9 protein-coding genes are annotated in these 13267 nt (G+C 72.8%); all 9 read left to right on the top strand.

Annotated features, from left to right (window positions below; translation table 11 throughout):
• Window positions 1-14 precede the first annotated feature (14 nt).
• Genes ACQPZ4_RS28490 through ACQPZ4_RS28450 form a run of 9 tightly spaced genes read left to right on the top strand, consistent with a single transcriptional unit; the run spans window position 15 to window position 13266 of the window.
• Window positions 15-3860 carry a non-ribosomal peptide synthetase gene (locus ACQPZ4_RS28490; protein WP_433041726.1) on the top strand — a complete coding sequence of 1282 codons (3846 nt, stop codon included), beginning with the start codon at window positions 15-17 and terminating at the stop codon, window positions 3858-3860.
• A gap of 9 nt (window positions 3861-3869) precedes the next feature.
• Window positions 3870-4067 carry an MbtH family protein gene (locus ACQPZ4_RS28485; protein ID WP_433041723.1) on the top strand — a complete coding sequence of 66 codons (198 nt, stop codon included), beginning with the start codon at window positions 3870-3872 and terminating at the stop codon, window positions 4065-4067.
• On the top strand, window positions 4064-5581 hold the full coding sequence (locus tag ACQPZ4_RS28480) for an amino acid adenylation domain-containing protein (protein ID WP_433041720.1): 1518 nt from the start codon (window positions 4064-4066) through the stop codon (window positions 5579-5581). The genes ACQPZ4_RS28485 and ACQPZ4_RS28480 overlap by 4 nt, the downstream gene beginning before the upstream one ends.
• Window positions 5571-6860 (top strand): ATP-grasp domain-containing protein, encoded by a 1290-nt coding sequence (locus ACQPZ4_RS28475; protein WP_433041716.1) that lies wholly within the window; start codon window positions 5571-5573, stop codon window positions 6858-6860. The genes ACQPZ4_RS28480 and ACQPZ4_RS28475 overlap by 11 nt, the downstream gene beginning before the upstream one ends.
• Window positions 6857-8095, top strand: coding sequence for an MFS transporter (locus tag ACQPZ4_RS28470; RefSeq protein WP_433041714.1), 1239 nt, complete (start codon window positions 6857-6859; stop codon window positions 8093-8095). The genes ACQPZ4_RS28475 and ACQPZ4_RS28470 overlap by 4 nt, the downstream gene beginning before the upstream one ends.
• 13 nt (window positions 8096-8108) lie before the next feature.
• Entirely contained in the window at window positions 8109-9323 is a 1215-nt protein-coding gene (locus ACQPZ4_RS28465) for an argininosuccinate synthase (protein ID WP_433041711.1), read from the top strand.
• 15 nt (window positions 9324-9338) lie between these two features.
• Window positions 9339-10559, top strand: coding sequence for an argininosuccinate synthase (gene argG, locus ACQPZ4_RS28460; RefSeq protein ID WP_433041708.1), 1221 nt, complete (start codon window positions 9339-9341; stop codon window positions 10557-10559).
• A gap of 30 nt (window positions 10560-10589) precedes the next feature.
• Window positions 10590-12122, top strand: coding sequence for an argininosuccinate lyase (argH, locus tag ACQPZ4_RS28455; protein WP_433041705.1), 1533 nt, complete (start codon window positions 10590-10592; stop codon window positions 12120-12122).
• A complete protein-coding gene (locus ACQPZ4_RS28450) occupies window positions 12115-13266 on the top strand; it encodes a homocitrate synthase/isopropylmalate synthase family protein (protein WP_433041702.1) in 1152 nt (383 codons plus the stop codon). Before argH ends, ACQPZ4_RS28450 begins: the two co-directional genes overlap by 8 nt.
• Window position 13267 lies beyond the last annotated feature (1 nt).

Below are 13267 nucleotides of genomic sequence, written 5' to 3'. Positions count from 1 at the left end.
TTGGGCCAGGTGCGATGCCTCGACGAGAGAAACGTCCAGCCAATCCGGACCCGCTGACCCGCGGGAGCGAGCCGGGCCACTACCCGCTGTCCGTGGGCCAGGAGCGGCTCTGGTGGCTGCGCGAGCTCGGATCCGCGCCTGACCAGTACCACATCCATGGCGGTTGGCGGTTCCCGAAGGGCCTCGACCCGGAGGCGATCGCCACCGCGCTGGGCGGGCTGGTGCGGCGGCACGAGATCCTGCGCACCCGCTTCGTGCTGGGCGCGCGGGGCACCCTCGCGCAGGAGGTGCAGGACGATGTCGAAGTTCCGATCACCTGGGCCGGACGGGACTGGGTCGCGGCGGTCGAGGCGGCCGCGACCGAGCCGTTCGACCTGGCCCGCCCGCCGCTGTTCCGCGTGGTCGGCGCGGAGCTGGAGGACGGCCCGGCGCTCTACATGGCCCTGCATCACATCGTCACCGACCGCTGGTCGATGGACGTGCTGCCGCGGGATCTGATGGAGCTGTACCACGCCGCGCTGGAGGACCGGCCGGCGCAACTGCCGCCGATGCCGGTGCAGTACGGCGACTACGCGGCCTGGCAGCGCCGGTTCCTGACCGGGGAGCGGCTCGAGGCGCTGCTGGGCTGGTGGACCGGGACGCTGGGCGGACGCGAGCGGCCGGAGCTGCCGCTGGACCGCCCGCGCCCGGCGACCGCCGACGGCACCGGCGCCGACGTGACGGCGGTGGTGTCCGCGGACATCACCGCCGAGCTGACGGCCCTGGCCTGGCGGTCCCGCGCGACGCCCTTCATCGTGGTGATGGCCGCCCTGGCCAAGACCCTCGCCGACCACACCGGCCAGGCCGACGTGGTGGTCGGGGCGATCGTCTCCGACCGGCCGCACCGCGACCTGCAGGACGTCGTCGGCTTCTTCGTCAACACCGTGCCGGTGCTCGTCGACACCGCCGGTCCCGGGCTGACCTTCGCCGAGCTCATCGTGCGCACCCGGGACGCCTGGATGGCCGCCGACGCGCACCAGGACGCGCCGTTCGAGGAGATCGTCGGGGCGCTGCGGGGCGGCACCGCGGACCGGCGCAACCCGGTCTTCGACGTGGCCGTGAACTACGGCGGCGACCGGCTCAGCCTCACCGAGCTGGAGAACGCGCCGATCTGGTGGTACCCCGAGGTCCCGGCCACGGCCCGGTTCGACCTGTCGCTCACCGCGATGCCCGTCGACGGGCGGCTGCAGGTGACCATGTTGTACCGCCCCGACCTCTTCGAGCGGGCGCCGGTGGAGGCGCTGACCTCGCGGTACACGAGGCTGCTCGAACTGGCGGTCGCCGCACCCGACACGCCGCTGCGGGCGCTGCCCCTGACCCCGGCCGCCGAGGTCGAGCGGCTGCGGGCCGGCAACGACCCGAGCCCCGCACCGGAAACGACCGTCGTCGAGCTGATCGAGGCGCAGGCGGCGGCCCGGCCGGAGGCGCTGGCGATCGCCGCACGCGCCGGGCGCCTGTCGTTCCAGCAGCTCAACGAGCGGGCGAACCGGCTGGCCCGGCACCTGCTCAGCCGCGGCGCCGGACCGGAGCGCGTCGTGGCCGTCTGCCTCGATCACAGCGTCCATCGGTACGTCGTGCTGCTCGCCATCGCCAAGGCCGGCGCCGCGTATCTGCCGCTCGACCCCGCGCTGCCCGCCGACCGGCTGCGGTTCCTGCTCGACGACGCCGCGGCCGTCCTGACCGTCGTCAGCGCGTCGCTGCGCGGGGCGCTGCCGGAGCACGCCACGCCCGTGCTGGAGCCGGATCAGCTGGACCTGCGCGGGACGTCGGCCGAGAACCCACCCGCGGCCGCGCGCCCCGGCAACCTGGCGTACCTGATCTCCACGTCCGGCTCGACCGGCGCGCCGAAGTCGGTGGCGGTCACGCACCGGGGCCTGAGCCGGCTCTGCGCGGGCGCGCCCCGGTACCTCGACCTCGGCCCGGGCACCACGTTCTTCCAGGCCGGGCCGCTCTCCTTCGACGTGGCCGCGCTGGAGTGGGCGCAGCTGGCGCACGGCGGGCGGGTCGTGGTGGCCGGCACCGGTACCCTCCAGGAGTCCCTGCCCACCGTCGTGCGCGACTTCGCGGTGACCACGCTCAAGGTGGTCTCGCCGCAGCTGGACCTGCTCGTCGACGGCGGCCTGGACTTCCTGACCGGCCTGCGCCAGCTCGTGGCGGGCGGCGACGTGGTCAACCCGAAGAGCTTCGCGGCGGCCCGTGCGGCGCTGCCCGGCTGCCGGGTGACGGCCTCGTACGGCCCGACCGAGTGCACGGTCCTCGCCACGGTCTTCGAGGGCGCGGTGGACGGCGGCCGGGTGCCGATCGGGCGGGCCGTGCCGCACACCCGCGCGTACGTCCTCGACCGCGACCTGAACCCCGCCGGCGTCGGCATGCGCGGCGAGATCTACCTGGCCGGCGACGGGCTCGCCCGCGGCTACCAGGGCCGGCCGGGACTGACCGCGGACCGGTTCGTGCCCGACCCCTTCGGACCGCCCGGTTCCCGCATGTACCGCACCGGCGACCTCGGCCGCTACCTGCCCGGCGGCGACATCGACTTCCTCGGCCGCGCCGACCGCCAGGTCAAGATCCGCGGCTTCCGCATCGAGACCAGCGAGATCGAGCACGCGCTGCTGCGCCGGCCCGGCATCACCTCGGCCGTCGTCGTACGGGCGGAGCTCGGCACCGGGCCGTGCCTGGCCGCCTACGTCGTCGCGGACCAGCCTGTGGACCGGGCGGAGCTGCGCGGCGCGCTGCGGGCGACCCTGCCGGCGTACATGGTGCCGGATCACGTCATCGAGCTGCCGCGGCTGCCGCTGACCGCCAACCACAAGGTCGACCGGCCCGCGCTCCCGCCGGTCCTCGTCGACGCGGCGGCGGATGCGGCCGATGCGCCGGCGACCGGGCTCGCCGCCCGGGTGGTGGAGGCCTGGTCGGCGGTGCTGGGCCGGCCGGCGCCGGTGCACGGGGACTTCTTCGAGCAGGGCGGGCATTCGCTGCTCGTACCCCGCGCCACCGCCGCCGTCCGCGCGCTGCTCGGCCGGGAGGTCCCGCTGCGCCTGATGATGGAGCACCGCACCCCGGCCGCGTACGCCGAAGCGCTGCTCCGCGAGAGCGAGCCCGACCTCGCCGGGGCGTCGCGGGAGCACCGCCTGCACCGGCGGGACTGGTCGAGCGCGGCCCTCGGCGGTGACCGGCGGCTGGACCTGTTCGTCTCCGGCACCGACCCGGCGGCCGAGGTCCGCCGGCTGCTGGTCGTGCTCGACGGCTCCGAGTTCGTGGACATCATGCGGCTGCCGGTGATCCTGGACCGGCTCACCCTCGACGGGCAGATCCCGGTGACCGCGGCGGCCTTCGTCAGCCCGGCCGACTGGGCGGCCCGCCGCACCGAACTGCTCGCCGACGGCTACGTCGACGTCCTCGCCGACGAGGTGCTGCCGCAGCTGCGGGACTGGCTGGGGGAGCGCTGCCGGGCGGAGCGGGCCACGGCGCTCGGCGCGAGCCTGGGGGCGGTCGCCGCCATCCGGGCCGCCCTGCGCCGCCCGGACCGGTTCGACGGCGCCGCCGCGATCTCCGGCCCGCTCACCGACCACCACCTCGTTGCGTCGGAGCCGGACGAGCCCAGCGTGGCGCGGTTCTATCTCGCCGCCGGGCGGGACGAGGCCGACATCCTCCTCGACGACGGGCTCAGCCTCGTCGAGGCGACCCGCAAGACCGGCGCGGAGCTGGCCGAGCGCGGCCACGTGGCGCGCACCGAGACCGCCGCCGGCGGCCACACCTACGCCGCCTGGGAGGCGATGCTCCCGGAAGCCCTGCGGTGGATCTTCGACGAGCGGCAGGACTGAGGGAGAAGGATGTTCGACGACGAGCAGCGGGAGTTCCGGGTCGTGGTGAACGACGAGGAGCAGTACTCGATCTGGCCCGCCGACCGCGACGCGCCCCCGGGCTGGCGGGCCACCGGCCCGGCCGGGACCCGGCAGGAGTGCCTGGACCACATCGACGAGGTCTGGACCGACCTGCGTCCGCTGAGCCTGCGCCGGGGTACGGCGTGAGCGAGACCGTCGGCGAGCTGTTCGCCCACCACGTCCGGCGGCAGCCGCAGGCCCTGGCCGTGCGCACGCCCGGGCGGACGTGGACGTACGCCGAACTCGGCCGCGACACGGCCCGCCTCGCGCACCGGCTGCACGCCCGCGGGGCCGGCCCGGGCACGGTCGTGGCGATGCCCATCCAGCGCGGCCCGCACGCGCTGATCGGGCTGCTGGCCGTGATCCGGGCCGGCGCCGCCTGCCTGCCGATGGACCCCAACGGTCCGCCCGAGCGCAACCGGGAGGTGCTGCTGGAGGCGGGCTGCGCGCTGGTCCTCACCGAAGCCGACGTGATCCTCGACGATCCGGGTGACCTCCCGGCCGGCGAAGGCCTGCCGGTGCCGGGCCCGCAGGATCTGGCGTACGCCATCACCACGTCGGGTTCGACCGGGCGGCCCAAGGTGGTCGGCGTCCCGCACGCCGCGATCGTCAACTGCATCCGGGCCTGCCGCTACGACCTGGACCTGATCAGGCCGGACGACGTGGTGCTGTGGACGGCCGCGCCGACCGTCGACGTCACCATGCAGGACTGCCTGATGGCCCTGGCGTGCGGGGCCGCGGTCGCCATCCCGGCGCCGGGCGAGCTGCAGGGCACCCGCCTGGTGCGCGACGCCCGGGAGCTCGGCGCGACGGTGCTGGACCTGCCGGCGGCGCTGGTCGGGCCGTACGGCCGCGCGCTGCTGCCCCGGCTGGCCGCGGCCGGCGTGCGGCTGGTCATCACCGGCAGCTCCCAGCTGGACGGGCGCGGCCTGGCCGACGCGGCCGGCGCCATGGTCGTGCACAACGGCTACGGCCCGACCGAGGCCGCGGTCGCCGTCACCTGGTACCGCTGCGACCCCGCCACCCCGCAGCGCACGCCGATCGGCCGGCCGATCCGCGGGGTGCGCATCCACCTGCTCGACGACGACGGCCGGGAGGTCGCGGCCGGGCAGCCCGGGCAGGTCTGCATCGCCGGGCCGGCGCTCGCCCGCGGCTATCTCGGGCGGCCGGCCCGCACCGCCGCCGCGTTCCTGCCCGATCCGCTCGCCGACGTCCCGGGCGGGCGGATGTACGCCACGGGAGACCGCGCCATGCTCGGGCCGGACGGCAATCTCGTCTATCTGGGCCGCCTCGACGACCAGGTGAAGGTCGACGGGCACCGGGTCGAGATCGGCGAGGTGGAGCACGCCCTGCGCGACTGCCCGGGCGTCATCGACGCCGCAATCCTGATACACGAAAGGGCGCCCGGCGGAACGGCAATCGTCGCCTATCTGACGGGTGCGCCATCCGCCGATGAGGACCTGGTGAATATCCTCCGCGACCGCCTGCCGAGCTATATGCTGCCCCGGTTCTATGTCTGGCTCGACATGCTGCCCCTGAACCGTCCGGGCAAGGTGGATCGCGCCAAGCTGGCCGAAATGCCGATCACCGGAATGGTGATGGGTGCGGGCCGTCGCGATTCACCGCGGACCTCATTGAAGGAGATTCACCATGGTGGATGACGCGGCTCGTGCTACCTCGGCGAACACAAAAAAGGCGGTCGAGGACGCGGACGTACGGCCGGCGGTGCTCGTGATCGGCGGCAAGACGAAGATCGTCGAGAAGGCGCACGACCTCGGATTGCGGGTCGTCTACGTGCAGTACCCGAATTCGTACCGCCGTGAGCACTGGGAATACGTGTCGCAGGCGCTGCTGCTGGACTATTCCGACCTCGACCGGCTGCTGCCGCTGGTGCGCGCGCTGCACCAGGCGTTTCCGTTCCGCAAGGTCGTTTCGCTGTTCGAACTGGGGCTGCTGCCGGCCGCGAAGATCGACGAGATGCTCGGCCTCGGCGGCAACTCGGTGACCACCGTCGAAATGCTGCTCGACAAGTCATTCATGCGCCGGCACATCAATGCGCTCGGGATCAGCCCGGTCGCCCACGCGGTCGGGCGCGGCGAGGACGACCTGCGCCGGTTCGTGGCCGAGCACGGGCTGCCGGTGGTGATCAAGCCGACCCGGGAGGCCGGCAGCATCTGCGTCTTCGTGGTGCGCGAGGAGGCCGAGCTCGCCCCGGTCGTGGCGCGCTACCACGAGCTGGGCACCACCTTCGACGCCATCGACCTGGCCGGGCCGATGGACGCGTTCCTCATGGAGGAGTACCTCGACGGCCCCGAGATCAGCGTCGAGTCGCTGAGCTTCGCCGGCCGCCACGTCGTCATCGGCATCACCGACAAGGTCACCGGCCCGGCCTTCGTCGAGCTCGGCCACTCCACGCCCAGCCGGCACCCCGCCGAGCTGCTGGCCCAGGTCGAGGCGCTCGTGCACCGCTTCCTCGACGCGGTCGGGCTGCAGGAGGGCCCCGCGCACACCGAGCTCAAGCTGACCTCGCGCGGGCCCCGGATCATCGAGTCGCACAACCGGGTCGGCGGCGACCGGATCAACGAGCTGACCGAGCTCGCGTACGGCGTCGACATGGACCGCTACGCGCTCGCCATCCCGTTCGGCCTGGTCGAACCGCTGCCGGGACGGCCGGCGGCGGTGCAGGGGGCGGCGATCCGGTTCCTCACCCCGCCGCCCGGCCGGGTCGTGGCGATCCACGGCGAGGACGTCATCGCCGGCGACCCGGACCTGGTCGAGGTGGAGCTCGAGGTCGAGCCCGGCGACGTCGTGCGCGAGCTGCGCTGGAGCGAGGACCGGGTCGGGCACGTGATCGCCCGGGGCGCCACCACCGACGAGGCGATCGCCAACTGCGAGCGGCTCGTGGCGGCGCTGCGCATCGAGACCGAGCCGGTCCGATGAGCGCGGAGCCACGCTTCCGCGACGCCGTGCGCCACCTTCCGGCACGGGTATGGCTGGTCAGCGCGGGCATCCTCGTCAACCGGGCGGGGAACTTCCTGCCGATCTTCATCGTCCTGTACGTCACCGTCACCCACCACTCGCCGTGGATGTCCGGCCTCGTGCTGGGCGTCGCCGGGCTCGGCAACGTGCTCGGCAACGCGGTCGGCGGGCACCTCGCCGACCACCTCGGCCGGCGCTGGACGATGACCCTGTCCGGGCTCGCCACCGCCGCGCTGACCGCGTGCATCCCGCTCGCCGGCCCACTCGTCGTGCTCGTGGTGCTCGTCGGGCTGGTCGGGGTCGCCTCGCAGCTCTACCGGCCCGCCGCGGCGGCGCTGCTCGTCGACGGGCTCGACCACCGCCAGCGCCTCGCCGCCGCGGGCGTGTTCCGGTTCGCGATGAACATCGGCGCCGCGATCGGCGGGGTCGTGGGCGGCGTGCTGGCCACCGTGTCGTACGAGTGGATGTTCTACAGCAACGCGCTCGCCGCGCTGGTCTTCGCGGTCGTGACGGCCGTCTTCGTCCACGACCCGGCGGCCTACGCGGACGCCAAGGCGGACGCGGATGCCACGCCGCAGGAGGCGGGCGGCTACCGGGTGGCGCTGGCCGACCGGAGGCTGCGGCGGTTCCTGGCGATGACGTTCGTCGCCGAGGCGGTGTACATCCAGTCGTCCGTCGGCCTCCCGCTGCACGTGACCGCGTCGGGGCTGACGCCGGCGAACTTCGGCTTCCTGATCGGCCTCAACGGGCTGCTCGTGCTCGTCTTCGAGCTGCCGATCACCGCCGCCGTCTCCCGCCGCCGGCCCGAGTACGTGCTCGCGGTGGGCAACCTGCTCACCGGCGTCGGCCTCGCGCTGACCGTCTTCGCGGGCTCGATGGTGTGGCTCGGCGCGACGGTCGTGCTGTGGACGGCGGGGGAGATGCTCTACGCCTCGATGGCCGCGGCGTACATGGGCGGCCTGGCCCCGGCCCATCTCGTCGGCCGCTACCAGGGCCTCTACGGCGCCACCATCACGGCCGGGAACGGTCTCGGCCCGATCATCGGCGGCGTCGTCTACGCCGCCAGCACCAACGTGTTCTGGGCGCTCGTCGCGGTGGCCGGCATCTGGTCCGCCCAGCTGTGCCTGCCGCCGCTGCGCCGCCGCTCGCCGCAACCGCCGGTCGAGGAACTGCGACCGGCTCAGGAAGTGCCATGACGGGGAGGGACCCATGCCTGAACGCCCGAAGAAGATCGTGCTCGCCTACTCCGGCGGCCTGGACACGTCGACCGTGCTCAAGTGGCTGCAGGAGGAGTACCGGGCCGAGGTGATCGCGTTCATCGGCGATCTCGGCCAGCCCGGTGACATCGCCGAGTCGGCCGCCAAGGCCGAGCGCATCGGCGCCGCCAAGGTGGTCGTCCGGGACCTGCGCGAGCGCTTCGTCACCGGCTTCGCGTTCCCGTGCCTGATGGCGGGGGCGCTGTACCAGGGCCGCTATCCGATGGCGTCGTCGATCGGCCGGCCGCTGCTGGCCCAGGAGATGCTCGCCATCGCGGAGGAGGAGGGTGCGGACGCGGTCGCGCACGGCTGCAGCGGCAAGGGCAACGACCAGCTGCGCTTCGCCCTCGCGGCGGCGGCGATCCGGCCCGACCTCACGATGATGCAGCCGCTGCTGGACTGGCCGCTGCACAACCGGGAGGAGCAGGTCGCCTGGGCCCGCGAGCGCGGGATCGAGGTGCCGGTCTCGGCCGGCGCCACGTACAGCTACGACGAGAGCGTGTGGGGCCGCAGCATCGGCTGCGGCCCGATCGAGGACCTCGGCGTCGCCCTGCCCGAGGAGGTGTTCACCTGGACCCGCTCGCCGCAGCAGGCCCCGGACACCCCGCAGCGCGTCCGGATCGGCTTCGAGCAGGGCCGCCCGGTCTCGCTCGACGACGACAAGGCCGACCCGGTCGAGCTGGCGGTGCGGCTCAACGAGCTCGCCGGCCGGCACGGCGTCGGGCGCATCGAGCACATCGAGGACAAGGTCGTCGGCATCAAGTCGCGGGAGATCTACGAGACGCCCGCCGCCGTCGTGCTGCACCGCGCCCACCAGGACCTCGAGGAGCTCACGCTCGACCAGGAGACCCGCGAGTTCAAGGCCGGCGTGGCCCAGCGCTACGCCCGGCTGGCCTACGCCGGGTACTGGTTCTCCCCGCTGCGCCGCTCGCTCGCCGCGTTCGTCGAGGACACCCAGCGGTTCGTCACCGGCGAGGTCGAGGTCGAGCTGTACAAGGGCAGCTGCCGCATCGTGTCGCGGCGCTCGGACTACGCCCTCTACGACTACGCACTGTCCACGTACGACAGTCAGGACACGTTCGACCACGAGGCCGGCCGCGGCTTCACCCGCATCGCCACGCTCCCGGACCGCATCGTCGCGCAGATCCGCCGCACGCCCGTCGCCTGAGCCGAGGGGACCACCATGACGACTGTCCAGAAACCCGTGACGAAGGTCGCCCTCGCCTACTCGGGCGGCCTCGACTCCACCGTCTGCATCAAGCTGCTGGAGCGCGAGTACGGCGCCCAGGAGGTAATCCTCGTGATGGTCGACGTCGGCCAGGGCGAGGAGAGCCTGGCCGAGGCCCGCGAGCGGGTCGCCCACCTGCCCCTGGAGCTGTTCCTCGTCGACGCCCGGCGGGACTTCACCGACACGTGGATTCCCAAGGCGATCGCGGCGAACGGCAGCTACGGCGGGTACCCCCTGTCGAGCTCGATGACCCGCCAGCTCATCGCGGCCAAGGTCGCCGAGGTGGCCCGGGAGCAGGGCTGCGACGCGGTCGCCGAGGGCTCCACCGGCAAGGGCAACGACCAGTTCCGCTTCCACAACACGTTCACGCTGCTCGCGCCCGAACTGCGCGTCGTCACCCCGATCCGGGACCTGAACCTGTCCCGGGTCCGCGAGCGGCTGCTGGCCCAGGAGTTCGGCCTCACGTACAAGGAGGGCATCAGCGACGACCGGACCTGCTGGGGCCGCTCCATCGGCAGCGGCGAGATCGAGGACCTGCAGCGGCAGGTCGACCCGGACGAGTACATCTGGTGGCGCCCGATCGGCCCGAACCCGCCGGGGGCCCAGCGCGTCACCGTGGAGTTCCACGAGGGCCGGCCGGTGCGCGTCGACGGCGTGCGCGGCCTGAACGCCATGATCGACCTGCTGAACGAGGCCGCCGGCCGGCACTCCATCGGGCGCATCGACGTGCTCGAGGACGGCATCATGGGCCTCAAGTCGCGGGAGGTGTACGAGGCCCCGGCCGCGAGCGTCCTGCTCGCCGCGCACCGCGACCTGGAACGGCTCTGCCTCACCAAGCGGGAGCTCGCCTTCAAGGCGGGCGTGGACGCCACCTGGGCCGAGCTGGTGTACCACGGGCACTGGCACCACCCGCTCAAGCACCAGCTGGACGCCTTCATCGCCGAGTCGCAGCGCTGCGTCACCGGCGAGATCGCGCTCGACCTGCACGCCGGCAACGCCATCGTCGCCGGCCGCCGGTCGGAGCAGTCGCTCTTCGACCCGGCCGTGCGCTCCATCGAGCAGGACACCTTCGACCAGAGCGGCATGAGCGCCGTCGTGGAGACCTACGCCTTCGAGAACGTCTTCCTCGGCGGGCGGAGCCGGCGCCAGGCCGTCATCCAGGCACCCGAGATCTAACAGCCAGATCCAGCAGACCAAAGGGGAACCATGTACAGCAGCAGCAGCTTGTGGGGTGGCCGCTTCCAGGAGCAGATCGCCTCGACGGCCCTGGAGTACACCGAATCCCTGGCCGTGGACGCCGCGATGTTGACCGAGGACGTCTGGGGCAGCAAGGCCCACGTCATCATGCTCAACGCCGGCGGGATCATCGACGACGAGGACGCCCGCGCCATCCTGAGCGGCCTGGGCAGCGCCTCCCGGGAGATCGACGAGCACACCTTCGCCATGGACGTCGCCGACGAGGACGTCCACATGAACGTCGAGCGGTACGTCACCAGCCGGCACGGCAAGCGCGGCGCCCGGATGCACACCGCCCGGTCCCGCAACGACCAGGTCGTCACCGACACCCGGATGCACACCCGGACCCTGGTCCTGGGCGTCGAGCAGGAGCTGATCGCCCTGCAGGAGACGCTGCTGGCCCTGGCCACCGACCACGCCGACACCCTGACCATGGGCTACACCCACACGCAGCACGCGCAGCCGATCACGATCGGCTACTGGGCGACCGCCTACGTCAGCATGTTCCGCCGCGACCTGACCCGGCTCAGCCAGGCGTACCGGTCCACGGACATCAACCCCCTCGGCGCCTGCGCCCTCGCCGGCACCTCGTTCCCGACCGACCGGCGGCTCACCACCGAGCTGCTCGGCTTCGCCGCGGTCCAGGAGAACGGGCTCGACGCGGTCAGCTCGCGCGACTTCGGCCTGGAGTTCCTCGCCGCCCTGGCGATCATGGTCTCCAACACCTCGAAGATGGCCGAGGAGATCGTCTACTGGTCGACCCACGAGTTCCGGCTCGTGGAGGTGGCCGACGGATACGCCATGGGCAGCTCCATCATGCCGCAGAAGAAGAACCCGTGCGTGGCCGAACTCATCAGGGGCAAGACCGGCAAGGTGTACGGCCGGCTGGTCGAGCTGCTCACCACGATGAAGGGCATCCCGACGGGGTACAACCGGGACCTGCAGGAGGACAAGCCGCCGATCTGGGAGGCGGCGGCGTCGGCGCTGTCGACGGTACGGACGCTGAACGGCCTGCTGTCGACCCTGCGCTTCAACGAGGACCGGATGCGGGAGCTCGCGCACAAGAACTTCGCGCTGGCCACCGAGGTCGCCGACTACCTGGTCAAGACCCAGAACATCCCGTTCCGGGAGTGCCACCGGATCGTCGGCGAGGCGGTCGGCACGCTGTACCGCTCCGGCCGCACGTTCGAGGACGTGCAGGCCACGGTCGACGCGCTGGCCGCGGCCGGGGCGACGGTCACCGAGCGGGAGCTCGCCCCGGTGCTCGACCCGGTCGTGTCGGTCAACAGCCACACGAGCCTGGGCGGCACCGCGCCCGCCGAGGTGCTGCGCATGGTCAAGGCCGAGCGGGACTGGCTGGAGGCGCACAAGCAGACCTTCGACGAGCGCCAGGAGCGCATCGAGTCCGCGTTCCGGCGCACCGAGGCGGTCAGCGCCGCCGTCATCGCGGGCAGCAGCGTCCACGACGCCCTGCATTCGCTCGGAGGGAACCATCATGGCTGACCACGTGCAGATCAGCGACACCACGCTGCGCGACGGCGAGCAGGCCGCCGGCGTCGCGTTCGGGCTGGACGCCAAGGTCGAGATCGCCCGGCAGCTCAACCAGCTCGGCGTCGACGAGATCGAGGCGGGCTTCCCGAGCGCCTCGGCGGCCGAGATCGAGGCGATCCAGGCGGTGTCCAAAGTGGTCACCGGGCGGCGGACCGCGGTGCTGCTGCGGGCCCTGCGCGCCGACATCGACGCGGGCGCCGAGGCGCTGAAGTTCGCCGAGCAGCCGGTCGCCACGGTTGTCGCGCCCGTCTCCGATCTGCACATCCGGGTCAAGTTCGGCAAGACGCACGACGAGGTCCTGGAGATGGTCGAGGACTCGGTGCGGTACGCCTCCAAGCGGTTCCAGCAGGTGATCTTCTCCGGCGAGGACGCGACCCGCACCGACCTCGCGGCCCTGGAGCGCTTCTACCTCGCGGCGCTGTCGGCGGGCGCGTCGATGGTGAGCATCCCCGACACCGTCGGCTACGCCCAGCCGGAGGAGTTCGGCCAGCTCGTCGCCCACATCCGGGCGCTGATCGGCCCGGACGTCGGGCTGCGCATCCACTGCCACAACGACCTCGGGGTGGGCGTGGCCAACTCCCTGGCCGCGGTACGCCACGGTGCCAACATCGTCAGCTGCACGTTCAACGGCATCGGGGAGCGGGCCGGCAACGCCGCCCTGGAGGAGATCGTGGCGGCGCTGGCGATCCGGGAGGACTACTACCGGCGCAAGACCCGGCTCAAGCTCGACGAGATCTACGCCACGAGCCAGCTGGTGAGCCGGCTCAGCGGCGTCGCCATCGGGCACACCAAGCCGATCGTGGGCGACAACGCGTTCGCCCACTCGGCCGGCATCCACCAGCACGGCGTGCTGCGGGACCGCACGACGTACGAGATCGCCTCCCCGCAGCTGGTCGGCGCCCCGGAGCGGGGCCTGGTCATCGGCAAGCACACCGGCCACCACGGCCTGCGGGCCAAGCTCACCCAGCTGCGGGTCGACCTGCCCAGCCAGGCCGCCTTCGACCGGGTGCTGGCCGAGGTCAAGCTGCGCGCCCACAACGGCACCGACATCGACGACGCCACCCTGCTGTCCATCGTGGACGGACTGGGGCGGTAGG

Origin of the sequence: Dactylosporangium sp. CS-033363, assembly GCF_050942475.1 — a bacterium.
GTDB lineage: Bacteria > Actinomycetota > Actinomycetes > Mycobacteriales > Micromonosporaceae > Dactylosporangium.
This window is presented reverse-complemented; position numbering and strand designations above follow the sequence as displayed.